The organism is Christiangramia lutea (assembly GCF_022489035.1).
Lineage (GTDB): Bacteria > Bacteroidota > Bacteroidia > Flavobacteriales > Flavobacteriaceae > Christiangramia > Christiangramia lutea.
In genome coordinates this window covers 318205-344844 of the sequence record NZ_JAKVTV010000003.1, presented here as the reverse complement: position 1 = coordinate 344844, position 26640 = coordinate 318205, and the positions used below count along the sequence as shown (strand labels likewise).

Below are 26640 nucleotides of genomic sequence, written 5' to 3'. Positions count from 1 at the left end.
TTACTTATTTATCAAAATTTTATATGCCCAGGGTTCAAATTGCATTTCCTGATCCTTAGAAATTGACAATTCTGATCCACTCATATAATCTGAAAAATCACCTTCCATTTCGGCAGTAAATGATACAGGTGCAGCAGTCATATTTGCGACATAATATAAAACCTCTCCATCTTTCTCTCTTTTAAAGGCAAGAATATTTTCTTCAGCTGAAGTTTTGATATCAATGTAGCTAGCTGCATTTTTCCCGCCATTTAACGCCGGATTAGTATTTTTAAGTTCACCCAGTTTTTCTAATAATGGATAAACCTTCCCTTTGGTTTTCGGAATGGTATCTTTTTCAAAGAACAGTAATCGTTTGTCCATATCATACTCCTGCCCGCTATAGATCAATGGCATACCAGGAATAGTATAACTTAGGGCAAGCATGGCTTCAGAAGCATCTCCCATTCTCTCCCTTACGGTTCCGGCCCAGGAGTTCTCATCATGATTGGTCACGAAATTCATTAAAAAATCGTCTTCCTGGAAAGTGGTATCGATCTTTTGCATGTACTCATCCCAGTCTTTCGCCGATTTCTCTCCTTTCGCAATGCTGTTCATGATATGATGACCTTCCCAGTTATAACCCATATCGAAAGCGTTGTGAAAAAGGTCTTTTGGATCCTGAGCTTCAGCCAGCATAAAAACTGGTTTTTCTGCTTTTATTGCTTCCGCCGCAGTTTCCCAGAAGTCTGTTGGAACCGAATGAGCTGCATCTGCTCTAAAACCGTCTACATCATGCTCTCTTACCCAGAAAAGCATATCCTCGATCATCGCTTTACGCAATTCCTGATTATCAAAATTAAGGTCTGCAACATCTGTCCATCCCCATGATTCACCAGTTTCATCATTAATAGGATCTACCACCTCTCCTTTTTCATTTTGTGTATACCAGTCTTTGTGATCTTCAAGCCACTGGTGGTCCCATCCGGTGTGATTGGCCACCCAATCAAGAATTACATACATACCATTATCATGAGCGGTTTGTACCAATTCATCAAAATCTTCCATGTTTCCATGTTCCGGGTTCACCGCCCTGTAGTCTGAGATCGCGTAATAACTTCCAAGGTATTTCTTACGTTCTTCCAGATCTTCAATATCCTCTACATTTCTTCCTCCGGTAGCTTTTCTGTTCTTCATTGAGATAGGATACATCGGCATGAGCCAGATCACTTTTACCCCAAGTTCCTTAAGCTGTGGAATATCTTTGGTGAACGCATCAAAAGTCCCCTCTGGAGAATATTGACGGATATTTGCTTCATATATGACAGCTGTTTCCATCATTTCGTCACTTACAGGTGCGAGGCTATCCTTTGCGGTTTCAGCTACCGTATTTTGATCCTTTTCTGATTCATTCTTGCACGATACCAGAAAGCTGAATATCATTAGAACCAATACAATTTTCTTCATTTCTTTTTTGTTTATTGAATTTAGTGTTTAGTTGATTTTTGTTGTATAAAAGTAGATTCCGCGTTCTGAAAGGCTAAGCTTTTCTTTCCAGGTAATTTTTTCACCTGAAAGAAGGTTTTTCATTTCTACGTTTCTTAATCCCAGTTCTTCGAACCTTGAAAGATCCAAATCTACTGGCTCATTATTTTTATTCAACAATAGAACTATTTTCTCATCACCTGAAATTTGGGATAAAAGGTAGATACCATTTTCAGGGGCGAAATGAACGGTTTTGCCCTCATGGATCGCCTTACTGGTCTTCCTGTAATTTAAAATGGTCTTTAGAAATGCCTGCATTTCCTTTTGCTTTTCAGAAAGTCCTTCTCCGGTGAATGCATTCACTTCACTATCATCCCAACCTCCGGGAAATTCGGTTCTAATCAGGCCATGATCGCCAGGTTTTGCCGTATCATCCATTAAAATTTCGGTACCGTAATAAATCTGCGGAATTCTTGGAAGAGCCAGTAAATACCCTAAGGCCATTTTCGTATTGATGAAGTCTTCTTGAAGCTGGGTATAGATCCTGCTCATATCATGGTTATCTGGAAATATCATGATATTCTCTGGAGATTCATATGCAAAATCGTTAGCCAGACCTGCATACAGTTGGTGTAATCCTTTTTCCCAGCCTTCGTCTTCATTAAGTCCTTCCACGATCTTGCCCTGCATGGCAAAATCCATAGTACTTTTTAAATTGGAATCATACCCGTTTTCAACTCCATCCTGCCAATACCTGATCAATAGTGGATTCTGGCTCCATTCCTCTCCTACAATATTGAAGTTTGGATACTCTTTCATGATAGCACCTGCCCAATCACTCATGAATTCCTTGTCTGGATAAGGATAGGTGTCCTGGCGAATTCCGCCCAATTCAAGGGTTTCGATCCACCAGATACTGTTCTGAATAAGATATTTTGCCATAAAAGGATTTCGCTGATTTAAATCGGGCATGGTATCAACAAACCAACCGTCATTCATTCTTTTCTTATCGATGTCGGCTGCATACTTATCCTGGTTAACAGTTCTTTTATGGTTAGAATATCTTATTTTTTCACCATTCTCGTACTGCTCCTGGTAATTGATCCAGTTATCGAAGGGTAGGTCTTTCATCCACCAGTGTTCTAAACCAATATGATTCGCTACCTGGTCCATAATTAACTTAATTCCCCTGGCGTCTGCTTTTTCAGCAAGCTCCTTGTACTCGTCTAGAGTTCCAAAACGAGGATCAACCTGGTAGAAGTCGGTCATGGCATATCCATGGTAAGATCCTGATTTCATATCGTTAGTTAATAAAGGAGAAGACCAGATTGCAGTGAAACCCATCTCATCGATGTATTCCAGGTGATCGATAATTCCTCTAATATCTCCTCCGTGGCGGGCATAATCATCTTCTCTGTCGATGGTTTTTTCATTCAGAGATATATCTATGTCATTCGAAGGATCTCCATTGGCAAACCTGTCTGGCGTAATAAGATAGACAGCATCGGTATTATCGAAACCAACAAATTCTTCAGCTGGTTTAGTCCTGGCCTTTAATTCGTAATTATAAACCTCTTCAGACGCACCTGGAATTTTCAGTTTTAAATCGAAATTTCCAGGTTTCGCTTCTTCCGAAATTTTAAGATCAATAAAAAGGTAATTAGGATTATCAGCCTTATAAACCTCCACAATACTAACACCTTCATATTCGATTTCAGGTGTGGCTTCACCAATCTTTTCTCCATAAACCATTAGTTGAAGTTCTGATTCTTCAAAACCCACCCACCAGTTTGGTGGTTCAACTCTTTCTATTTGAGCATAAGAATTCAAGCTTACCAGAGCTATTAACAAATAAAAAATAGATTTCATTAAAAGTAAATTTAAAAAGTAAGGCTTTCTGAAATTCAGAAAGCCTTTAAAAAAATTAAGCAGTTACCGGCGTGTTTGGTTTAACCTCAACCGGTTTTCCATTTACAAGTATTTCAAGTGGATCATTACCTTCCAGGGTGAATTCGGTTTTTTCAGAAGATACAGTTACCTTTAGAATTCTGTCTCTGAAATTCACTTTAAAGGAATATCCTTTCCACTGATCTGGAATTTGAGGTTTAAAAGATAGCTGATCATCTTCCACTCTCATTCCTCCAAATCCTTCTACGATACTCATCCAGGTTCCTGCCATACTGGTAATATGACAACCTTCTTCCACTTCCTTGTTATAATCATCAAGGTCTAACCTGGAAGTTCTCAGGTAGAACTCATAAGCCTGCTCCATTCTTCCCAGCAGCGCTGCCTGAATACTATGAACACATGGAGATAAAGAAGATTCATGAACCGTTAAAGGCTCGTAAAAATCGAAATGTTTCTTGAGGTCATCCTTGCTGAAGTGATCTGCAAAGAAGTAGAATCCTTGTAAAACATCGGCCTGTTTTATATAACAAGACCTTAATATTCGATCCCAACTCCATTTCTGATTGATAGGTCGTTGCTTTTTATCCAGGTCTGAAACAGGAATAATTTCTTTATCCAGGAATCCATCCTGTTGAAGAAAAACTCCGTGTTCTTCAGAATAAGGAAAATACATTCCATCGGCGACTTCTCTCCAGGAAGAAAGCTCAGATTCGTTCAGGTTGGTAAGCCCCATGATGCGGAGATAATCCTCTTCATAGGCATCTTTTACCTTATCTATCATTTGAATACAATACTCGATACACCATTTAGCTGTATAGTTTGTATACCAGTTGTTATTTACGTTATTTTCATATTCATTTGGCCCTGTAACTCCAAGGATCACATATTTATTCTTGGCTTTACTGAAATTAGCACGCTGATGCCAGAACCTGGCAATAGCGATCATGACCTCAAGGCCTTTTTCAGGAATATAGCTGAAATCGCCGGTGAACCTTACATAGTTATAAATGGCGAATACCATGGCACCATTTCTATGGATCTCCTCAAATGTGATCTCCCACTCATTGTGGCTTTCCTCGCCATTCATGGTAACCATCGGGTAAAGAGCCGCTCCATTAGAAAAGCCGAGTTTACCGGCATTTTCTTTAGCCTTTTCCAGGTGGTTATATCGGTAAGAAAGCAGTTTACGGGCAACCTTCTGATCTTTGGTCGCCATATAAAAAGGAATACAATAAGCTTCTGTATCCCAGTAGGTACTTCCACCATATTTTTCGCCAGTAAATCCTTTAGGACCAATATTTAATCTTTCGTCTTTTCCAAGATAGGTCTGGTTCAGTTGAAAAATATTGAATCTGATACCCTGCTGCGCCTTTACGTCTCCTGAAATGGTTATGTCTGCCATTTCCCAGATAGCAGCCCAGGCATCCTTTTGTTCGGTTTTAAGCTGATCAAATCCTTTTTTCTCAGCCTTTTCAAGCACCATAGAAGCAGCCTGAATAAGATCTGATTTCTTATGGTTCATATCGGTTACATAACCGGCATATTTTACGATCGCTACTGCTTCTCCCTTTTTTGCGTCTAGAGAATATGAAAAGGAAACCCTGTCTTCATCGGTTTTTACTTCGGGAGATAGATCCTCCTTCTTACCAGATTTCAGAATTTCAGATTGCATATAGGTACCTACATGAAATTCTGTTTTCAGGGTTTTAGAAACGATATAGGCTCTTTTTTCTTCAGCTTTCACTTCCAGGGTTTCCCAGAAACGCTCCTCCCAGTTGGCATCTGTGTTGGTAATGCTTCCGTCCAGATAAGGGTCAAAACGTACCGTGGCATCAGAACTTATAGGGGTCACTTCAAATTTGATCGCTCCCAGCTCATCGTCAACAATAGAAAGAAAACGTACCGATTTCACTTCAATTTCAACTCCGTTTGGCAAAGTTGCTTCAAAAGACCTGGCCAGGTACCCTTCTTTCATATTAAGTTCCCTGCGGAAGCTTTGAACCTTCTCACATGTAAATAGATCTAAAGGCTCATCATTTACAAACACATTGATTCCTATCCAATTAGGAGCATTCAAAACTTTTGCGAAATACTCTGGATAACCATTCTTCCACCAGCCCACTTTGGTTTTATCTGGATAAAAAACTCCTCCAATATAACTTCCCTGGAAACTGGGACCTGAATATTGCTCCTCGAAATTGGCACGTTGCCCCATGGCCCCATTACCAATACTGAATAGACTTTCGGAAGATTTTACTCTCCCGGTATCAAACTCTTCTTCTATGATAGACCACGCATCAGGTTTTATATAATCTTGATTCATTTTTTCTCTGTATTCAATAATTTATCTATAAAATTCAATTCTATCTCGGTAAAATCGGTGAAAACATGGTCTGCTTCATGAAGAACATCTTTCGCACCTATTCCAACACTTAACATCCCCCCGATATTAGCAGCCTGTACTCCGGCTACCGAATCTTCGAATACCACACATTGCTGTGGTTCAACATTTAATTTTTCTGCCGCGATAAGGAACACTTCCGGATCTGGCTTTGCTTTGCTCACATCTGTACCGTCTACAATCGCATCAAACCTATGGTAGAGATCTATCTTTTTAAGAATTGGACGGGCATTCTTACTCGCCGACCCCAGGGCATAAGGAACCTGATTTTCATCAAGGTAGTCAAGCACTTTTTTCACCCCTGGCAGGATCTCACCATCATCCATCCCGTCTACATAAGATAAGTAATTCTCATTCTTCAGGGCCATTTGTTTCTGAAACTCCTCTTCAGATAGTTCCATATCGCCCCATTCCAGGATCTTTTTTAAGGAATCTACCCTGCTAACACCCTTAAGTTGTTCATTCTGCTCTTTGGTAAAATCAAAACCAAGATCATTCGCCAGTTTCCGCCAGGCCAGAAAATGAAATTTAGCCGTATCGACTATCACCCCGTCCAGGTCAAATATTATTGCTCTTCGGTCTCCCATCAATCTATTATTTTTGTAGGTTCATCAACATCATATATGCGTAAAGTAAGTACAGCAGCGATCAGGAAAGAAACTCCACTGGTAACCAGTGCATAGATTGGATCTCCACCATAAAGGTATTTTACCATTGGCCCACCTATTAAAGCGTTTATAATCTGAGGAATTACAATAAAGAAATTGAAAATCCCCATATAAACACCCATTTTCCTTGCAGGAATAGATCCGGCCAGAATTGCATATGGCATTGCCAGGATACTCGCCCAGGCGATCCCTACTCCAATCATGGAAAGGATCAACCAGTTCTCATTAGGCATTACATAAATGGATAGTAATCCTAAACCGCCAATGATAAGAGAGATCATATGTGTTCTTTTTCTACCCACTTTCAAGGCAATTGCTGGTAGGAAAAAAGCAAATATCGCCGAAACTCCGTTATAAATTCCAAACAGGATCCCCACCCAGTCTCCGGCATTATTGTAAGTTTCACTGCTGCTATCTGTAACCGGAAGTCCATATATATGGTGTGCGATCGCCGGAACAGAGAACACCCACATTCCAAAAAGACCAAACCAGGAAAAGAATTGCACCCAGCTAAGCTGGCGCATGGTTTCCGGCATTTTACTGAAGTCAGAAAAAATATCCATTAAGCTGGATTTTTCATCTTCAGCAACTTCAATCTCTTCCTGATCTTCCATTGCATCCAGTTCTTCAGGGGAATATTCTTTAGTTGTAACAACCGTAACCAGAATACTACCTACGAGAATGGCCGCCCCAATCACGAATGATAAGAGCAAATGCAAAGGAACTTCACCTACTGCCGCCTGGTTGGACACCCCAAACCAGTTAGTTAAAACATAAGGCAGCCATGATCCTATTACAGCTCCAATCCCAATAAGCACCGTTTGAACACTAAAACCTAAGGTTCGCTGGTCTGAGGGCAAATTATCTGCCACCAAAGCACGAAACGGTTCCATAGCTATGTTAAAGGAAGCATCCATCACGAACAGCATTCCTGCACCAATCCATAAAGCTGGTAGAAACGCAGTGAACATATCGGCATTTGGCATAAGAACCAAGCCGAATGAAGCAAGTATGGCTCCGGTTAAGAAAAATGGCCGTCTACGACCAAGTTTCGTCCAAGTTCTGTCGCTGTAATATCCAATGATTGGCTGAACGATTAGTCCGGTAAGTGGAGCAACCAGCCAGAACCACGAAAGTTCATGAACATCGGCACCAAAGATTTGTAAAATACGGCTTGCATTAGCATTCTGAAGAGCAAATCCCATCTGGATTCCTAAAAACCCAAAACTCATGTTCCAGATTTCCCAGAAGCTTAAAGTACGTTTACGCATATCGTAAATTTTTTTATCACGATAAGCACTATGACTTATCAAAACTTAATCAAGGTAGGAAGTAAAAATATAAGTTCTGATAAATTTCAACTGAGGCAAATATATAGTTTTTTTGAAATGTCCTGCCTATTTCTTTGATTTTGTTGATTTTCTGATCACCAGACCGGTCTCTACGATGATTGTTTTATAATATTCTTCTTCTGAAGGGGTTCGTTCCAACTTTTCTATTAATAGCCTGGCCGACTCTTCTCCTATGCGCATTCCATGTTGACTAATAGTGGTTAAACTTGGAATGAATCGCTTTGAAAGCTCTCCATCGGTAAACCCTATAACCGATACATCTTCCGGCACTTTCTTACCCTGATCTTTTATGGTTTTAATGGCAGATATGGCAAAATGCTCATTTACCCCAAACACACCATCTATAGCTTTATCCATAAGAAATTGCTCAATTTCTGATTCAGAATCTTCCATCTTTTCAATCCTAAGAACCAGGTCTTCATCGAATGGAATACCATTTTCTTCTAAAGCCTCTTTATATCCTTTGGTTCGCAATTTCCCAACACTCACATAATCTACCGTAGATATTAGTGCGATCTTTTTACATCCAATATCAATGAGGTGCTGAGTCGCTTTTTTACCACCAGTCACATCATCAATGATCACCTTATCACAGGAAATATCTTCAACAACCCTGTCGAAAAGCACCAATGGCATACCCTGGTTTATAGCTTCTACTAAATGATGATAATCTCCTTTTTGCATGGTTTCCTTGGCAAGGGACAGAATAAATCCATCTGTACTCCCATTTGCCAGCATTTCCATATTTAGTACCTCTTTATCGAAGGAGTTATCTGATAGGCATACCAAAACATTATATCCCATTTCATTAGCGACCTTTTCCACCCCGCTAATCACGGTGGTAAAGAAATGATGCACGATCTCAGGAATAATTATACCAATGGTTTTAGTCTTCCTGTTTTTAAGACTAAGGGCTATATTGTTAGGCTTATAATTATAGTGCTTGGCAAAGGCCTTGATCTTTTCTCGAGTTTCTTCTCCAATTTCTGGGCTGTCACGCAGGGCTTTTGAAACAGTAGAAATAGAAACCTCTAATTCTTTCGCAATTTTTTTTAGGGTAAGTTTTGGCTTCATTTAGTTGTGGTATTCTGTTTTTCGGGCAGTTGTAATTTTCAAACTATCAAATTTACCATATTTAAATTATTAATCTCTCAACTAGAAAAAGTTTTCAACACGAAAACGTTTTCGTCGCAGTAGCGGTGGGAATTCGCCCAATTTTGGGTTAGAATTTACATACATTTAACCCCAGGAAGTAAAAATATAAGGTTAATTTTTAGTAAAAACCAATAGAAAATTTATGAAAACTTTATTTAAAAGCACATTGTTTTTGCTGTTTATGCTGCCAATGAGCTTTTTTGCCCAAAACACCGTTACCGGTACTGTAACCGAAAGCGCTACAGGTATGCCGATTCCAGGTGCCAACGTAATCGTTAAGGGTACCACCAACGGTACTGTTACAGACTTTGATGGAAATTACTCCATCAATAATGTTGCGGAAGGTGATATCCTTACCTATTCTTTTTTAGGATTCGCAACCAAAGAGGTTGCTTATAGTGGTCAATCTAGCATTGATGTATTACTAGAGGAAGATTCTGCAACGCTGGACGAAGTCCTGGTGATAGGTTATGGATCTGTAAGTCAAAAAGACGCAACCGGTGCGGTTGAGCAAGTGAGTACAGAAGATTTTAACCAGGGACCAATTCAAACTGCCGGACAGCTTTTAACCGGTAAAGTACCAGGAGTTACAGTAACTTCAGGTGGTGGTGCTCCGGGTGAAGGAGAAACAATTAATATTCGAGGACAGGGATCACTTTCACTTGAAAGCTCTCCTCTTATTGTTGTAGATGGTATTCCGCTAGCTAACGATAATATTGCTGGTTCAAGAAACCCGCTGGATTTTATAAACCCTAATGACATTGAAAGTATGACCATTCTAAAGGATGCGTCTTCAACTGCGATTTATGGGTCCAGAGCTGCAAATGGTGTAATTATGATCACCACCAAGAAAGGAAAGGGAAATGAATTCAAATTCAATTTCACTACGGCCACAACCGTTTATACTCCTACAGAATATGTAGATGTAATGAATGGTGATCAATTTAGAGCCCTTATTAATGATATTGGAAACGAAAACGATATCGCCAGATTAGGAGATCAGAACACCAACTGGCAAAGAGAGATCTACAATACTGCATTTGGATCTGAACATAATTTAAGTGCTACGGGAAGAATTGGTAATTTCATGCCTGTTCGTGCTTCCTTAGGTCATACAGATCAGGATGGTATCCTAAGCGGAGATAATTTCACCAGAACTACAGGTTCGGTTAACCTTCGTCCTAATTTTCTGGAAGACCAGCTTCGAGTAGAACTTAATGCCAGAGCGATGTATACTGAAAATAGCTTTGCGAACCGAGATGCGATTGGAAGTTCAGTAGATTTTGATCCTACTCAGCCTATATTTGATGAAAACTCTCCATTTGGCGGTTATTTTACATGGCTAAATGCCGATAACAATCAAATTAACCTGGCTCCTACCAACCCGGTAGCTCTTATCAATTTGAAAGATGATACGTCAGAGGTGAGAAGATTCATTGGAAATGCAAAGGTAGACTACGATCTTTTCTTTTTACCTGAATTAACTGCAACCGTGAATGTTGGTTATGATATCTCAGATAGTAATGGTCGCGTGGTGACTTCAGAAGAAATGCCTTCCGCAACAAGTGACTGGAATGGTTCTTTTACCAGGTATAGTAACGAGTTCACTAATAAGCTATTTGATGCTTATTTAACATATGATAATGATTTCGATCTTCATTCTGTGAATGCCGTTGCCGGTTATTCTTATCAGAGCTTCGAGCAATATTCCTATGATTTCGATAGTGAAGCTCAGGAAGATGATTTAGAGTTCGAATTTGTTGACAGAAACAAAAATGTACTTCTTTCTTATTTTGGAAGGTTAAACTATGGTTTTGATGACAGATATCTTGTAACTGCAACTTTAAGAGCAGATGCATCTTCAAAATTAAACCCGGATGACAGATGGGGTTATTTCCCATCTTTTGCTTTGGCCTGGAATGTTAATAACGAAAGCTTCCTGCAAGGTTCATCTGCTGTAAACCAGCTTAAACTAAGAGTTGGTTATGGTGAAATTGGTAACGTGAACGGTTTGGGAGATTATAACTTCCTTACGAATTATATTGGCAGTAGATCTGATGCTTATTACCAGTTTGGAAATCAGTTCTTACAAACTTATCGCCCACAGGGGATCAATGAAGATCTTAGATGGGAAATTGGAAAAACCTACAATATTGGTTTAGATTACGCATTCTTCAATAATAGGGTATCAGGATCTGTAAATGCTTATATTAAGGAAACAGAAGACCTTATTAGTTTTGTAACTGTAGATCCATTTACTAACTTCTCTAACCAGATCGATGCAAATATCGGCGATATGGAGAACAGAGGTATTGAATTTGCTGTAAATGTAGTACCAGTTCAAACTGAAGATTTCACCTGGAATATTGGGTACAACATCAGTTATAATGAAAATGAGATCACCAACCTTCCAGACCAGGTAGAAGTTGGAGATATTTCTGGTGGAACCGGAAACAGGATTCAGTTACATAAAGAAGGATATTCTCCTTTTAGTTACTGGGTTTTAAAGCAGGTGTACGACGAAAACGGAAGACCTGTAGAAGGAGCTTACGTAGATAGAAATGGTGATAACCAGATAAACAACGAGGATAAGTATCTTTATAAGGATCCTTATGCAGATATCATCATGGGATTAAATACAAACCTTAATTATAAGAATTGGGATTTGGCAGTAGTTACCAGAGCTAATCTTGGAAATTATGCTTATAACAACATGGCATCTAGTAAATCTTTTGAAACAAGAGCTACCGCCAATGCTATTCTAAGAAACTTACATACAGATTATTATAATACTGGATTTGTTGCTTCAACAGAGAATAGTTTGGTAAGTGATTATTATATTCAGGATGCTTCTTTCTTTAAGTTAGATAACATTACCCTTGGGTATACACTACCTAACTTATTTGAAGACGCTTCTTTAAGAATTTATGGTTCTGCCTTGAATGTACTAATGGTTACAGATTATGAAGGATTGGATCCTGAGATCGATGGAGGAATTGACAACAATTTTTATCCTCGTCCAAGAACATTCTCAATAGGAGCAAACCTTAACTTTTAAAAAATAGTATGAAAATGAATTATATTAAGAAATTTTTCCTGATCGTACCAGCCTGCATCTCTTTAGTTGCCTGCCACGCCGATCTCGATCAAAATCCTATAGATCCTGACAGTTTCACAGAAACGAATGTTTTTTCAAACGCTCAGGAAGCTAAAAGCGCATTGGCAAAGCTTTATGCCAGTCTTGCACTAACAGGACAGCAGGGACCTGCCGGACAACCAGATATTACAGGTATTGATGAGGGTACTTCTCAATATTCCAGAATGTTATTCAGTCTTAACGAACTAACTACAGATAATGCCGTGGTTGGATGGGGTGACCCTGGTCTTCCTAACCTGCATGCAATGAACTGGGGGGCTTCTAACGACTTTACAACAGGGATGTATTACAGACTTGCACAGGAAGTATCTTTCTGCAACTCATTTATCTCAAATGCACAGGCTTTAAATGATAATCCTGAAGTTGCGGCTTATATTGCTGAAGCAAGATTCCTTAGAGCTTTTGCTTACTATAATTTAATGGATCTCTACGCTAATGTACCTTTGGTAGAACAGGTTTCAACAGAATTACCTGAGCAGAGTAACAGGGAAATGATTTTCGAATTTGTGGAAAATGAGCTGCTTGCTATACAGGAAGACCTTTTAGCCAGTGGTTCTAATGAATATGGCCGGGTAGATGAAGTTGCCGCATGGGGATTATTATCTAAACTATACCTGAATGCAGAATCATGGATAGGAACTCCTAGATATACCGACGCTCTTAATTATTCACAACAGGCGATCAATTCAACCTATTCAATTAATACTACCGACGCTAATGGGAATGGTTCTGCCTATGATGAATTATTCCTGGCAGATAATAATTCGAATGGTGCTCAAAATGAGTTCATTTTTGCGATCAATTTCGATGGTAACCAGTCTAAAACCTATGGAGGGACTACCTTCCTGGTTCATGCCTCAATTGGAGGAAGTATGGATGCCAGTGAATTTGGAGTGAATGGTGGTTGGGAAGGCCTTCGAACTACCAAAGCTTTGGTGAACAAGTTCAACTATTCAGTAACAGCTGAAGATGAAGATGGGAATCCGGTAGAATGGGAAGACGCGAGAGCTATGTTCTATACAGACGGGCAGAGTTTTGAAATTAACACCATCGCAAACACATTCACTGATGGTTATGCCGTTACCAAATTCAAGAATGTAGATTCTGATGGTAACCAGGGAAGTGACCTTGGAGGAGATTTCGTAGATACAGATCTTCCACTAATTAGAGTTGCCGAGATATATCTTAATTATGCCGAAGCCCACCTAAGAGGTGGCGGCGGAGATGCAGCAACTGCAACCGGCTACATCAACGAATTAAGAGAAAGAGCATTTGGTGATAATTCAGGAAATATAAACAGTTCAGACCTCAGTCTGAATTTTATCCTGGACGAGCGAGCAAGAGAATTATACTGGGAAGGTCAAAGAAGAACAGACCTAATAAGGTATGGTCTTTTCACCTCGGGAAGTTATTTATGGCCATTTAAAGGAGGTATCTCCGGTGGTATGGCTGTAGAAGACTTCAGAAGGTTATTTCCTTTACCAAGTAATTTAATTTCAGTAAATCAAAATCTTACACAAAACACAGGTTATTAAAATATCATACAAAATGAAAAAATTAAGTTTCTTACTTTTCGCCCTAATCGGTCTCATCAGTTTAAATTCATGTACTGAAGATGATCCGTTCACATTTGAAGCAAAACCAGATCCTGAAGGACTGGCATTTACGAGTACAGTTGCAGATAATTACAATTTAACTGCTTCTAATGCAGAAAATCTTGCTGAAAGATTTGTATGGAATCCGGTAGATTTTGATGTTCAGACACCAATCACCTACGAACTTCAGGGATCAACAACCCAGGATTTTATGAATTTTGATGTAATTGGTACTTCCTCTGAAAGCAACATTGGAGTTACCATTGCACAAATGATGTCTCTAGCTTCAGATGCAGGTCTGGATAATGACCCTACAACCGAGGATATGCCTAATACCGGTACGATTTACTTTAGAGTTCGTGCTTATATAGGTACAGATGGTGGTAATGCCGTACAGGAAGTTTCAGATATTATTTCTGTGAATGTAACTCTTCCTGAAGAGGAAGAAGAGAATACAGATCTTCCAAAGATCTACGTGACCGGTAGTTTTGGAGCTGCCAGTGGTTATGGAGCAGACTGGAATCCGGAAGCTGGTGTACCTCTTGCTGCTTCTGCAGTTGGTGAAACAGATTATGAAGGATTTATCTATATGAACGTAGACGCTCCGGAATATAAATTCCTTCCACAGAATGATGGTTGGGATGGTGACTATGGTGATGCTGGTGAAGAAAATGGTGCCTACACAGGCGTTTTACTGCAGGATGGAGAAGTGAATGCGGGTACTCCAGATGGTACCGGAGGATATTTCTGGGTAAAAGCAGATACTGAAGCCCTTACTTACTCTCTAACCGAAACAAACTGGGGTGTAATTGGTAATGCAACTCCTACAGGATGGGATTCTGATACCGATATGACCTATGATGCAGAAAATAAGATCTGGACATTAACTCTAGACCTTACTGCACAGGAAGCACCAGACAACGGAATAAAATTCCGTGCTAATGATGGTTGGGATATCAACATTGGTGATTCAGGAGCAGATGGAACCATGGAGTTTGGTGGTGATAACATTGGTGTACCAGAAGATGGGAACTATACAATCACACTGGACCTAAGCAATCCAAGAATGTATACTTATACTTTGACCAAAAATTAAAAATTAGCATTTTTTAATCTGGGGCTGGCAACAGCCCCTTTTTTGTTTAAAATCTGAATTATGAAAAAAAATAAATATTTATTTATCGGTGTTCTAAGTGTTATGCTTGGACTAACTGCCTGCTCATCTGATGATGATTCAGGTGAGATCGTAGATCCAACCGATGACGTGGTAGTAGAACCAACACCTGAACCAGACCCTGAACCTTTGAACCTTTCGGAATATGATAATGGTAGCAGAGTAATGATGCAGGCCTTCTACTGGGATGTAGAACCTCGCTTTGAATGGTGGACCAACCTTACTGAGAAAGTACCGGGTTGGGCAGATGCCGGAATCAACCGACTATGGATACCGGTGGCCACAAAAGGGCAGTCTGGTGGATATTCCATGGGATATGATGTTTCCGATTATTATGATTTCGGAAACTACGAACAACATGGTACTACAGAAACAAGATTTGGTTCCCGTGAAGAACTGGAAACTTTTATATCCACCGCTCATGACAACGATGTGGAAGTGATTGCCGATATCGTAATTAACCATAATAGTGGTGGCGGACTTCAGTATAACCCATACAGAGATAAAGACACTTATACCCTTTTTGATGAGGAACATGGAAATGCTTCCGGGATGTTCAACAGAGATTACGAAGATTTCTATCCAAATAGTGTGAGTAATTATGACCCGGGAAGTTTATTTTATGAGGAAACTAATTTGGATCACAACCGGGAAAGAGTTCAGAATTGGTTATGGAAAGATGAAAATTCCGTGGCAAAATATTATAAGAACGTTATGGGCTTCGATGGTTGGAGATTTGATTATGTTCTAGGATTCGAACCATGGGTGGTTAAAGCCTGGCTGGATGAAGTTGGCGGATTTTCTGTTGCTGAACTTTGGGATGGTAGAGCTTCTGTACTTGAAGATTATGTTGAGGAAACTGGAAGCGGTGCTTTCGATTTTGCAGCATTTTATAAACTTGAAGAGGGACTGGACCGTAACGAAGACCTAACTAAACTTACCGAAGCCATGCTTTGGCAGTCTTACCCGGAAAAAGCGGTTACTTTTACAGCGAACCATGATACCGAAAAAGACACGAACGAGGATAACAATATCATGCGCTCAAACAAGATGAAAGCCTACTCTTTTATCCTTACTCACCCTGGAACTCCCACAGTATTTTACCTGGATTATGAAGATGAAGAATTTAAAGAGGAAATTCAGAACCTAATTAGCATTCATAATAGCCTGGCTACAGGTGAATTAGAAGTTCTTCATGTAGATAATGACGAATATGTTATGAAAAGAAGCGGAACAGGTACTAATCCTGGATTAATTCTTTATATTAGCATCAGCAACAGTACCAAAAGAAGGACTGTAAGTTCAAACTGGAATAATGTTACTTTAATGGATTATAGTGGTAACACAACATATAACCCTACCTCCGATGAAAATGGGATGGTTCAAATCGAAGCCCCGGCAAACGGATACGCTATTTACTCGATCACCAAATAACCTTTTATTTGAATTTTCATAGGTGTTAATTCAAAGTAGGCCCCGCTAGATGCGGGGCCTCTTTTTTTAGTAGATTTCCCATCATATTTCCTGAATTTTTTCACATTTTCTCCTTGGTTTCGCAATTTTAATTCTGCATTATAACTACTTCACACTTTTTCAAATTTCAAAATTTTAATTTTCATTATTTGTCAACTTTTTATTGTTAGTAATTTTTTAATTAACTGATTTTCAATTAATTAACAATTTTTTCTTGATAACTTTCTCCAAACGATTTGTTAATTGTCTCATTTCTTTGCTTAGTTTTATACCAGGATAATAACAAAATTCTAACCTAAAAATCTAATCTATATGCCTGTAGAAGAAAAACCAGTAGTTCCACAAACCTATTCACAGGAACAGGCTTTTGAAGCTTCCTTAAAATACTTTAAAGGAGATGACCTTGCTGCCAGAGTATGGGTAAATAAATACGCCCTTAAAGATTCTGAAGGAAACATTTATGAACTCACTCCAAATGATATGCATAGACGTATCGCCAAGGAGATCGCCAGAGTAGAAAAGAAATACCCAAATCCAATGACCGAGGATGAAGTCTTTGATCTTATCAAAGATTTCAAATATATCGTACCTCAGGGTAGCCCGATGGCCGGAATAGGAAATCCTTACCAGGTTGGTTCTCTTTCTAACTGCTTTGTAATTGGGAATGAAGGAGATTCAGATTCATACGGAGGGATCATGAAGATAGACCAGGAGCAGGTGCAGCTAATGAAGCGTCGTGGTGGTGTAGGTCATGACCTTTCGCACATACGTCCTAAGAGTTCTGCGGTTAAGAATTCAGCTTTGACCTCTACCGGGATCGTACCTTTTATGGAACGCTATTCAAACTCTACCAGGGAAGTTGCTCAGGATGGAAGACGTGGGGCTTTAATGCTTTCGGTCTCTATTAACCATCCAGATGCTGAAGATTTTATAGATGCTAAAATGGAACAGGGGAAAGTTACAGGCGCCAATGTTTCGGTTAGAATCGATGATAACTTTATGAAAGCCGTAAAAAATAACGGTTCCTATACTCAAAAATATCCGGTCTTCAGTAAAAACCCGAAATTCAAAAAAGACATTGAAGCGGATAAGCTTTGGAAAAAGATCGTTCATAACGCTTGGAAATCTGCCGAACCAGGAATCCTTTTCTGGGATACCGTTATCAATGAATCTGTGCCAGATTGTTATGCAGACCTTGGATATAAAACAGTTTCCACGAATCCATGTGGTGAGATCCCGCTTTGCCCTTACGATTCTTGCCGACTTTTAGCAATCAACTTATATTCCTACGTTGAAGAACCATTTACTGAAAATGCAAAATTCAACTATGAGCTTTTCAAAAAGCATATTGGGGCAGCGCAAAGAATTATGGACGATATCATTGATCTTGAACTTGAGAAGATCGATAATATCCTGGCCAAGATAGATTCAGATCCTGAAAATGATGAGATCAAATCTGTTGAAAAGAATCTATGGCTGAATATCCGTCAGAAAGCCTATGAAGGCCGTAGAACCGGAATTGGTATCACTGCTGAAGGTGATATGCTTGCCGGACTTGGGATTAAATACGGAAGCAAGGAAGGAATCGACTTTTCAGTAGATATTCACAAAAATATTGCCCTGGCTGCTTACAGAGCTTCTGTAGATACGGCTAAGGAAAGAGGTGCTTTCTCAATTTTCGATTCTGAAAGAGAAAAAGAAAATCCTTTTATCCTAAGATTGAAGGAAGCCGACGAAAAACTATATTATGATATGCTGGAATATGGTAGAAGGAATATCGCTCTTCTTACCATCGCTCCAACCGGAACTACGAGTTTGATGACTCAGACTACGTCCGGGATCGAGCCGGTTTTCCTTCCAGTATATAAGCGTAGAAGAAAAGTAAACCCTAACGATAAAGACGCCAGAGTCGATTTCGTAGATGAAGTTGGAGATTCATGGGAAGAATATGTGGTTTTCCACCACCGTTTTAAAGAATGGATGAGAGCCAAGGGTCACGATACCGAAAAGAACTATTCTCAGGAAGAATTGGATAAACTGGTTAAACTTTCACCTTACTACCAGGCAACTTCTAATGATGTAGACTGGCTCAGCAAGGTAAAAATGCAGGGAGCGGTTCAAAAATGGATCGACCACTCTATTAGTGTGACCATCAACTTACCAAATGATGTAAGCGAAGACCTTGTTGGTAAACTTTACCTTGAAGCCTGGGAAGCAGGATGTAAAGGGGTTACCGTTTACCGTGATGGTTCCAGATCTGGAGTTCTTATTTCCAATGATGAGAAAAAGGAAGAAGACACTGAAGAAACGGCCGGTGCCTTCCCATTAAAAAGACCTGACGTACTTACTGCAGACGTGGTTCGTTTCCAGAACAATAAAGATAAATGGATCGCCTTTATCGGACTTGTAGATGGACGACCTTACGAGATCTTTACCGGTTTTGCCGATGATGAAGAAGGTATCCTTTTACCTAGATGGGTAAGCGAAGGTTATATCATTAAGGCCAGAAATGAAGATGGAACTTCAAGATATGACTTCCAGTACGAAAATAAGCGTGGATACAAAACCACCATCGAAGGACTGTCTCATAAGTTCAATCCGGAATTCTGGAACTATGCAAAACTAATCTCCAGTACACTCCGTCACGGAATGTCTATAGATAATGTAGTAGATCTTATCAACAGTCTTCAGTTGGATAGCGAATCTATCAACACCTGGAAAAATGGTGTGGTTAGAGCACTTAAGCGTTACATTGCCGACGGAACAGTTGCCAAGAAAGAAAAGTGTAATAATTGTAATTCCTCAAACCTGATCTACCAGGAAGGATGCTTAACCTGTAAGGACTGCGGTTCTTCTAAATGCGGTTAAATTACTGTTATTTCTGCTAAAAAAAAGGTCTCGCAATAGCGGGACCTTTTTTATTCTGATAACAAATTAGATCGGTTTGATTATTGCCCTGTCTTGGATTTCATTAGATAGACGCTGAAATAAATTCAGGATGATGGTGCTAAGTAAGGTCATGCCAGACTTTTTTCAGCATCTCATTAGCAGTTAAAATATCAATGATAAGATCTTATTTGCACCTTAGAATTTTCCGAAATTCTATGTTTAGATTTTCAAAAATTCAATTAACAAAAGGAGAAATCTTTTGCTAAACGCAATTAATCTATTCTAATCTAACACTTCTTATACCTACTCCCTGCGATTTCTGAAGATCTTCTTTCTGAAGTCCGGGACCAATAGAAAATTGAATGCTTTCAATGTCTTCGATCTTAAAATCGCCTTTATACGAATGATCAAAATAATAAGGCAGGAAACCAGGGTAAGGTCTTGGTAAAGTAACCGTTTTGGTTAGTTTGAAGTCTTCCAGGGGAATTTCAATATCCGAGGTTTTTTCCGGCAGATCGATGATCTTTCCAAATGCAGCGCCATTATTCATCACCAGAGAAACCAATAACTTTTTCGTATTTTCACTCAAAGACCTACCGGTTACTATAAGTTTATCCTGTCCGGAAAGTTTACGGTTCTTAATTTTCTGCAGAAAATTATATCTGAAAGAATAATCATAAATAGGCTCTGCATTTAGATTTTCAACATCCTTTTCAAATAAATTATCCACTATTATCTGAAATTCAACTTCTGTATCATTTATTGGAATCAAATTATTTTCAGGTGACCAGTTTCTTACCACATTGTCTGAATCTGTAGCTGCATTAAATAGGTAAACCGGTGAATCTTCACTAAATATCTTGGTTTTATAAATTTCATCATTATAGAAATTCCAGTCTGAAGGGCTCCCCTCTACTCCACCGGGAAAAGTCACCTCTCCATCTTCTGTTTTAACTATAAAACGATATTTCAGGAATCCGTTTTTCATTAAGATTTCAGGAACCTGGGCAGTATAGTCATAATTATTTTCTGCAGTAAGATCAACAGATTCATAGGTATTGCCATTTTGAAACCAGGCTTCAACTTTTTTGATATTTTCATCTGAGACTACAATTGCTTCAATTTGAAAAGAGCTTCCTGCAGAGGCCGTTTTAGATGGCTTATGCACCAGATAGGTCTTATCAACGGTACTTTCTTTTGCTTCAAAAGAATCCATCTCAAAATTCCAGTTATTAGAGTAATCAGAAATTACAAAATCACTTCCCTGCGATTTTACCAGGTAAGTTCCCGGTTTAATGGAAAATGAATTCCCATTTGCAACAATTAAAGTGTCATTACCCTGATTCAATCCTGATATTTCAAAGTTTTTCCCCAAATCTTTTAGTTGTAACTGCATTTTGTTGGCTTTCCAGCTGATCACGGCTACGCTTTTCTCCAGACTATTGCTGCCAAAAGGATTTCCTATCAAAATAGGATCTGGCATTACCTCAAGACGCCAGGCTCCATCTTCAAGTTTATTAATAAAATAAGCTCCCTTACCGTCGTATTTGATAATTCTCGAATTTCCATGTCCGGCAATTTCTCTTAATTCTGAAGGATCTTTTGGTTGTTCTAAGTTCGAATTTGTATAAATGAATTTTTCAGCCGAATTATATATCGCCTGGTCCCCTTCATATCTGATCTTAAAATCTCCAAATTCGAGATTCTCTGGATAGATTCCCAGATCTGTACCCAGCGGGACTTTATGAAAGATTTCTGAAGCGATCATAAGCGACAAAGCCTTATGCGGAGTATAATTCAGATTCATATAATGCGTGTTATACTCGGTATTGGCATAGGCAAGAAATGTAGGATCGTAAGCAAAGTGTGTAGCGACCTGGATACCGGCCTCCCGAAAGCTTCTGGCCATCGCCGGATAGATATAAGATTTATTTACATCGGCGGCATCAAATTCATACACCAGTTTAGCCTTGTTATTCTTTTTGATCGCATCGTTGAAAGGAATATTATAATCGTTCACATTGGGAAGCAGGTTTCCCTCCAGTTCTTTCTGAAACCCAAGTCCGGTGGGGTACCATTGAAAAGTTCCGCCGTCTATCTCTGAAGTAAAATAAGTTTCAGCAAGGTGAACGCTGTGACTAACGTTATAAAAAATAGGCTTTTTGGTTCCGGTTTTACGCATTGCGGCAACCATCTTGTTGATGAACGTTTTGACCTCCTCAGGGGTTTCGCGATGATGTGGTTCATTGCTAACTTCAAAAGCGATAAGATTCGGTTCATCCTTGTAAGCAATCCCGGTATAAGGATTTACATGCTCCAGGAATTTACCCAGATAATTTTCCTGGGCTTTGATCGCATCAGGATCAATAAGACTAGTCTCTTTTCCATATTTATCTGAAAATCCAGGCGTATCCTCATCGGGTTCGGGCCAGCCATTACCCCAGTAAGCGATCGGTGTAATTACAAAATTTATGGCTCGCTTTTTCAGTTCACTCAGCAAATAATCAAAAGCGTCCAGGTGCTCATTTTCAATAAGGTTTCCTTCTTCATCACTTATTTCGGTATCCCAAACGTGTAGTCGATACAAATCAAAATTCAGTCTGGTGAAATGGTAAATATCCTTGTCCATTTCACTTTTTAGATCCAGTCCTTTCTTCTCTGCAGACCTGTATGCATGGGCAAAAGGCGCCGAATAATTCACTCCGAAACCACGAACTTCTTCACTATTATTCCTCCAACGCATAATTCCTTCTTCATCTACATAAACATCCTGTATCTGAGATTTTCCCTGAGCTATAGAATTCAAGCTCAACATCATTAAGACAATAGTGAACAGGCCAAAAATTGATTTTAATTTCAGTGTCATTAAAAAGCTCTTAGAAATTAAATATCACAAATTTCAACTCCTTCTCGAAGAGCCGCAATTTTATCAGGATACGTTGGTATAAATTCCTGGGCAAGATAGCCTGTAAAACCAGTGTTATAGATAGCCTTGACAATGGCGGGATAATTTAGTTCCTGGGAATCATTTATTTCATTACGCCCGGGAACACCCGCTGTGTGGTAATGATTAATATACTGGTGATTTTCCTGAATGGTCCTTATCACATCGCCTTCCATGATCTGCATATGGTAAACATCGTAAAGAAGTTTAAAATTTGGTTTGTTAAGCCTTTTGACCAATTTCACACCCCAGTCGGTATGATCACACATATAATCTTTATGATCTACTTTGCTGTTGAGCAATTCCATGACCAGGTTTACCTTCAACTTACTGGCATATTCCAGTAGCGGATTAAGTCCTTTTACACAATTCTTAATACCTGTCTCGTCATCCATGCCATTCCGGTTTCCCGAAAAACAGATCACATTTTTGATCTTATGATCAGAAGCCTTTTTAATGAGTCCCTTGTAGGCAGACTGAAGTTTCTCATGATTTTCAGGATCATTGAAGCCTTCAGTTATATTCGCAAAATCATCGGTAGCCATAGAACAAACCAGGCCGTGTTTTTCAACGATATCCCATTCTGAAGGTTTTAAAAGATCGATCGCTTTAATTCCCATTTCGGCACAGGCCGCTGCAAACTCATCCAGAGGAATTTCGTTGTAACACCATCGACAAACCGAATGATTGATTTTTCCTGAAAGATCTGAATCTTTACCAGTATTTGCTATTAATACGGAGGTTCCTGCAAAAGCATTAGCCACTCCACTAAACCCCAGGATCCCGGCACCCAGTCCGAGGTTTTTGATCAAATCACGTCTTTTCAGTTTATCAGCCATAGGATTAAATTTTCCTAAATTAATTAATAAATGTATTTTTTACAATTATTATTTCGGAAATTTTTCTCACTGAACTAAGCGATCTCAAAATTATATCCCGATTTCAGTAATCTCTGGTAGTTCTCGTAATTGAATTTGTATAAAAAAGCTCCGCGTTTACTGGTAGATTTATCTTTTTCATCCAGCTTTTCAAGAACATTCAGCGATAAGACCTTTTTCCTGAAATTACGCGCATCCAGTTCTCGCTGGTAAATTGCCTCATATAAGATTTGAAGCTGTGGGATTGTGAACTTCTCCGGCAGTAATTCAAAACCAATTGGTTTGTACCTGGCAATCTGCTTCAATTGAATTAGTGCATCATGTACCATCCGGTTATGATCCAGGATTAATAAAGGTAAGTGATCTATTTCGAACCATTTTGCACCATGTTCTTCCACTAGTTTTTCATCGTAATCATCGATCCTAATCAAGGCATACTGAGCAACTGAAATACAGCGATAACCGGGATCACGGTCTTTCTTCCCGTAGCTTCTCAACTGTTGCATGTAAACGTTTTCAAGCCCCGTGGCTTCTTTGAGAACCCTCTTACCTGCTACCTCAAGATCTTCATCAAGCCTTACAAAACTTCCAATTAGTGACCACTCCCCCTTCAAAGGTTCCACCCTTCTTTTAAATACCAGTAATTTTAATTTTCCTTCATGAAAACCGAAAATGATACAATCGGTGGCTACATACATTTTCTCTTTTACCTGGTAGAGATCTTTGGTAACTTCAGTCATTAATTGCAAATTTTTATATAAAGATAAATAAATACAGCATTATGAAAGTTTTCGATCTTATGTTCTAGGTTCACCCAGTATTCAATTATACTATTGAAATTTCGATCAATATTGTTTTAAAAGGCAATATGTTGTCTGGGATAGTTTCTCTAACATGGATTCACCCACTAAATAAAAAATCCGCTCCTTAATGGAAGCGGATTTTTCAATCTTTTAAACCTATTTAGTTACTGTGCGAAGTAAACATAAACGAAGATCACTAAAGCACAGATCCCAATTCCCACCGGAAGCACGTACTTCCATGGGCTAATATCAACCTGCTTGGTATGTTGCAATACAAAGTCCTCCTTTCTTGGTTTTACTCTACCAATGATCCACATAATAGCGATATTCATTACAAATAGTATAGCCATAACGTGAAGGTAATGCGGAAGCGCATCCTCTCCTACCACGAAATATTTTAATCCCAGGTAAACCAGGTAAAGTCCAACACCACTGAAAAGGGCAACTTTCGCAGCAATAGCCGGGATCTTCTTAGAAAGATAACCTACCACTACAATGGTCAAAATCGGGATACTGTAACATCCATTCACCTCCTGAAGATATCCGAAGAGTCCCTGTGGAGCATTCGCGATCAACGGAGCAATGAACATGGAGGCAATAGCAATGAAAATCCCAAAAGTCTTTCCTTTTTTCACAACTTCTATTTCAGAAGCCTCAGGGTTGAAGTGATGCTTATAAATGTCGATTCCGAATAAGGTTACCGAAGAGTTAAGGGAACTTAAGATAGCTCCGAAAAGTACGGCTGCGAAGAAACCTACAAGTACCGGTGGCAGCACTTCATTTACGAGGGCAGGATATGCCTGGTCTGCATTATCCAGATTTCCCTGAAACATATGCCAGGCAATGATTCCCGGAAGAACCACGATGATAGGCCCCAGGATTTTGATAAATGCCGCCAGCATCAATCCTTTCTGACCTTCCTTCAGGTTCTTTGCCGCCAGGGCCCTTTGAATGATTGCCTGGTTAGTTCCCCAGTAGAAAAGCTGAACCAGCATCATTCCTGTAAATATGGTTGAGAATGGAACTGAAGCATCAGGACCACCAATTGAGTCAAACTTTTCAGGATTGGAATCTACCAGAGTGGTTAAACCTGCTAAGATATCTCCATCACCAATAGCCATTAATCCAAACACTGGGATCATCAAACCACCAATCAAAAGACCGATGGCATTAATGGTATCTGAAACCGCAACGGCTTTCAATCCTCCGAAGATCGCATAGATCGATCCCACAATCCCAATTCCCCATACACAGATCCACAGGGCAGCAGTATCACTCACTCCCAGCATTCCGGGAATATCGAACATGGTGCTGATGGCCAAACTTCCCGAGTAAAGTACAATGGGTAGGAAGATCACCATATATCCTGAAAGGAAAAGTCCAGAAACTATAGATTTGGTGGTGCGGTCAAAACGGGTTTGTAAAAATTGCGGAACTGTAGTTAACCCTCCTTTAAGGTAACGTGGAAGTAAAAACAACGCAGTTACTACGATCGCAAGTGCCGCCAGCGTTTCCCAGGCCATTACCAGAATTCCCTCACTGTAGGCCGAACCATTTAAACCCACAATTTGTTCTGTAGAAAGGTTGGTAAGTAAAACCGATCCTGCGATCACCCCTGCAGTCAAACTTCTACCACCTAGAAAATAACCATCGCTGGTGGTTTCATCGGTAGATCTGGTTGCAAAATATGCGATTATGGCAACGAGGGCGGTAAATCCCACGAAGGATAGAATTCCAATCATAACGTTTTCTTAAATTTTCGGTTAAATATAGAATTATTATTTTACAGAAAAAGCAAATGTAATGTTGTTTTCATACAACTCTCCAGGCTTTAATAAGCTCGACGGAAAGTTTCGGAAATTAGGCGCATCCGGATAGTTCTGGGCTTCTAAGGCCACTGCCGGGTATTTCTTGTCAATTTCACTTAAATAACTCCAGGTATCCGGTAACTTTTCGGGGGAATAGATCACTACAACTGGCTGATTGCTACTCACCTTCATTTTAATACCGCTAAGAGGCGCAAAAAGCTGAGCCTGAAATTCAGATTCCATAACATCAGTGATGTATACATCGTCAAGCTCCCTGTTTCCAAGTAATTTATTTTCAGAAAAATCTTTAGGATGACCTTTGAGCTTGGTAAGATTACCGGTAGGTAAATTCTTCTCATCAAGTTCCAGAATCTTGGAGGCATGAACCTGCATAAAATGATCGCTCACGCTTCCAGAACCATTCAGATTGAAGTAGGCATGATTGGTAATATTCAAAATAGTTTCCCGATCTGTTCTGGCCTTATAGGTAATTTTAATTTCATTCTCTTCAGTTAGTAAATATTTTGCAGACACCTCAAGCCTACCCGGGTATCCTTCTTCCAGGTGTTCACTAGTATAAGAAAGAATTACATATGGATTCTCTCCCCCATGCACTTTATCTATTTCCCAGAGTTTATACTGAAATCCAGATTCACCTCCGTGCAAATGAACATCGTTCTTTACATAATCTAATTGATATTCCTTTTCACCAATCTCGAATTTACCCTCGGCAATTCTTCCGGCAAACCTGCCAGTACTAGCTCCAAAACATTTTCCTTCATCCCTGTATTCATCGCTCAGATATTCATTGGCATTAGCAGGCCCAACTACCAGATTGATAAGATCACCTTTCTTATTTTTCATTTTGAAACTGAAAATGCTGGCGCCAAAATTCATGATTTGCAACCTGCTTTTCCTAGCATTTACAAGGTCTATGATCTTAAGATCAGATTCATTTATATCGGTCAAGA

16 protein-coding genes are annotated in these 26640 nt (G+C 39.4%); 5 read left to right on the top strand and 11 right to left on the bottom strand.

Annotated elements, in window-relative coordinates:
* From ML462_RS10930 to ML462_RS10905, 6 genes are all read right to left on the bottom strand, one after another.
* Positions 1-1446: an alpha-amylase family glycosyl hydrolase gene (locus ML462_RS10930; protein WP_240713854.1), complete on the bottom strand. Its 1446-nt coding sequence runs from the start codon at positions 1444-1446 to the stop codon at positions 1-3.
* 27 nt (positions 1447-1473) lie between these two features.
* Positions 1474-3333 carry a glycoside hydrolase family 13 protein gene (locus ML462_RS10925; protein WP_240713853.1) on the bottom strand — a complete coding sequence of 620 codons (1860 nt, stop codon included), beginning with the start codon at positions 3331-3333 and terminating at the stop codon, positions 1474-1476.
* A gap of 55 nt (positions 3334-3388) precedes the next feature.
* Positions 3389-5695: a glycoside hydrolase family 65 protein gene (locus ML462_RS10920; RefSeq protein WP_240713852.1), complete on the bottom strand. Its 2307-nt coding sequence runs from the start codon at positions 5693-5695 to the stop codon at positions 3389-3391.
* Positions 5692-6360, bottom strand: a complete 669-nt coding sequence (gene pgmB / locus ML462_RS10915) for a beta-phosphoglucomutase (RefSeq protein WP_240713851.1) — start codon at positions 6358-6360, stop codon at positions 5692-5694. The genes ML462_RS10920 and pgmB overlap by 4 nt, the downstream gene beginning before the upstream one ends.
* The gene (locus ML462_RS10910; protein ID WP_240713850.1) at positions 6360-7712 is read right to left on the bottom strand and encodes an MFS transporter; all 1353 of its coding nucleotides are present in this window, start codon (positions 7710-7712) and stop codon (positions 6360-6362) included. Before ML462_RS10910 ends, pgmB begins: the two co-directional genes overlap by 1 nt.
* A 126-nt stretch (positions 7713-7838) precedes the next feature.
* Positions 7839-8867, bottom strand: coding sequence for a LacI family DNA-binding transcriptional regulator (locus tag ML462_RS10905; protein ID WP_240713849.1), 1029 nt, complete (start codon positions 8865-8867; stop codon positions 7839-7841).
* A 223-nt stretch (positions 8868-9090) separates the two neighbouring features.
* On the opposite strand from ML462_RS10905, the gene ML462_RS10900 reads away from it, so the two are divergent.
* From ML462_RS10900 to ML462_RS10880, 5 genes are all read left to right on the top strand, one after another.
* Positions 9091-12006, top strand: coding sequence for a SusC/RagA family TonB-linked outer membrane protein (locus ML462_RS10900; protein WP_240713848.1), 2916 nt, complete (start codon positions 9091-9093; stop codon positions 12004-12006).
* 14 nt (positions 12007-12020) lie between these two features.
* Positions 12021-13640, top strand: a complete 1620-nt coding sequence (locus ML462_RS10895) for a RagB/SusD family nutrient uptake outer membrane protein (RefSeq protein WP_240713847.1) — start codon at positions 12021-12023, stop codon at positions 13638-13640.
* 13 nt (positions 13641-13653) lie between these two features.
* Complete coding sequence (locus ML462_RS10890; RefSeq protein WP_240713846.1) at positions 13654-14796, top strand: SusE domain-containing protein; 1143 nt, start codon at positions 13654-13656, stop codon at positions 14794-14796.
* A gap of 60 nt (positions 14797-14856) precedes the next feature.
* Positions 14857-16308 carry an alpha-amylase gene (locus ML462_RS10885; protein WP_240713845.1) on the top strand — a complete coding sequence of 484 codons (1452 nt, stop codon included), beginning with the start codon at positions 14857-14859 and terminating at the stop codon, positions 16306-16308.
* Between the two features lie 351 nt (positions 16309-16659).
* Positions 16660-19215 (top strand): adenosylcobalamin-dependent ribonucleoside-diphosphate reductase, encoded by a 2556-nt coding sequence (locus tag ML462_RS10880; RefSeq protein ID WP_240713844.1) that lies wholly within the window; start codon positions 16660-16662, stop codon positions 19213-19215.
* A gap of 298 nt (positions 19216-19513) precedes the next feature.
* Here the strand turns inward: ML462_RS10880 and ML462_RS10875 are convergent, their stop codons facing one another.
* The 5 genes from ML462_RS10875 to ML462_RS10855 form a co-directional block, all read right to left on the bottom strand.
* Complete coding sequence (locus ML462_RS10875; RefSeq protein WP_240713843.1) at positions 19514-22102, bottom strand: glycoside hydrolase 5 family protein; 2589 nt, start codon at positions 22100-22102, stop codon at positions 19514-19516.
* A gap of 17 nt (positions 22103-22119) precedes the next feature.
* Positions 22120-23019, bottom strand: a complete 900-nt coding sequence (locus ML462_RS10870) for a hydroxypyruvate isomerase family protein (RefSeq protein ID WP_240713842.1) — start codon at positions 23017-23019, stop codon at positions 22120-22122.
* A 74-nt stretch (positions 23020-23093) separates the two neighbouring features.
* Positions 23094-23798, bottom strand: coding sequence for an NUDIX hydrolase (locus tag ML462_RS10865; RefSeq protein WP_240713841.1), 705 nt, complete (start codon positions 23796-23798; stop codon positions 23094-23096).
* A 227-nt stretch (positions 23799-24025) separates the two neighbouring features.
* Positions 24026-25603 (bottom strand): solute:sodium symporter family transporter, encoded by a 1578-nt coding sequence (locus ML462_RS10860; protein WP_240713840.1) that lies wholly within the window; start codon positions 25601-25603, stop codon positions 24026-24028.
* Positions 25604-25639: 36 nt separating this feature from the next.
* Positions 25640-26638: an aldose epimerase family protein gene (locus tag ML462_RS10855; protein WP_240713839.1), complete on the bottom strand. Its 999-nt coding sequence runs from the start codon at positions 26636-26638 to the stop codon at positions 25640-25642.
* Positions 26639-26640 lie beyond the last annotated feature (2 nt).

Bases quoted from the DNA above. Each gene is read 5' to 3' on its own strand.
- ML462_RS10900 (WP_240713848.1), top strand. From the start codon at position 9,091: ATGAAAACTTTATTTAAAAGCACATTGTTTTTGCTGTTTATGCTGCCA.
- ML462_RS10910 (WP_240713850.1), bottom strand. From the start codon at position 7,712: ATGCGTAAACGTACTTTAAGCTTCTGGGAAATCTGGAACATGAGTTTT.
- pgmB (WP_240713851.1), bottom strand. From the start codon at position 6,360: ATGGGAGACCGAAGAGCAATAATATTTGACCTGGACGGGGTGATAGTC.
- ML462_RS10925 (WP_240713853.1), bottom strand. From the start codon at position 3,333: ATGAAATCTATTTTTTATTTGTTAATAGCTCTGGTAAGCTTGAATTCT.
- ML462_RS10885 (WP_240713845.1), top strand. From the start codon at position 14,857: ATGAAAAAAAATAAATATTTATTTATCGGTGTTCTAAGTGTTATGCTT.
- ML462_RS10865 (WP_240713841.1), bottom strand. From the start codon at position 23,798: ATGACTGAAGTTACCAAAGATCTCTACCAGGTAAAAGAGAAAATGTAT.
- ML462_RS10870 (WP_240713842.1), bottom strand. From the start codon at position 23,019: ATGGCTGATAAACTGAAAAGACGTGATTTGATCAAAAACCTCGGACTG.
- ML462_RS10860 (WP_240713840.1), bottom strand. From the start codon at position 25,603: ATGATTGGAATTCTATCCTTCGTGGGATTTACCGCCCTCGTTGCCATA.
- ML462_RS10930 (WP_240713854.1), bottom strand. From the start codon at position 1,446: ATGAAGAAAATTGTATTGGTTCTAATGATATTCAGCTTTCTGGTATCG.
- ML462_RS10895 (WP_240713847.1), top strand. From the start codon at position 12,021: ATGAATTATATTAAGAAATTTTTCCTGATCGTACCAGCCTGCATCTCT.
- ML462_RS10905 (WP_240713849.1), bottom strand. From the start codon at position 8,867: ATGAAGCCAAAACTTACCCTAAAAAAAATTGCGAAAGAATTAGAGGTT.
- ML462_RS10890 (WP_240713846.1), top strand. From the start codon at position 13,654: ATGAAAAAATTAAGTTTCTTACTTTTCGCCCTAATCGGTCTCATCAGT.
- ML462_RS10920 (WP_240713852.1), bottom strand. From the start codon at position 5,695: ATGAATCAAGATTATATAAAACCTGATGCGTGGTCTATCATAGAAGAA.
- ML462_RS10875 (WP_240713843.1), bottom strand. From the start codon at position 22,102: ATGACACTGAAATTAAAATCAATTTTTGGCCTGTTCACTATTGTCTTA.
- ML462_RS10880 (WP_240713844.1), top strand. From the start codon at position 16,660: ATGCCTGTAGAAGAAAAACCAGTAGTTCCACAAACCTATTCACAGGAA.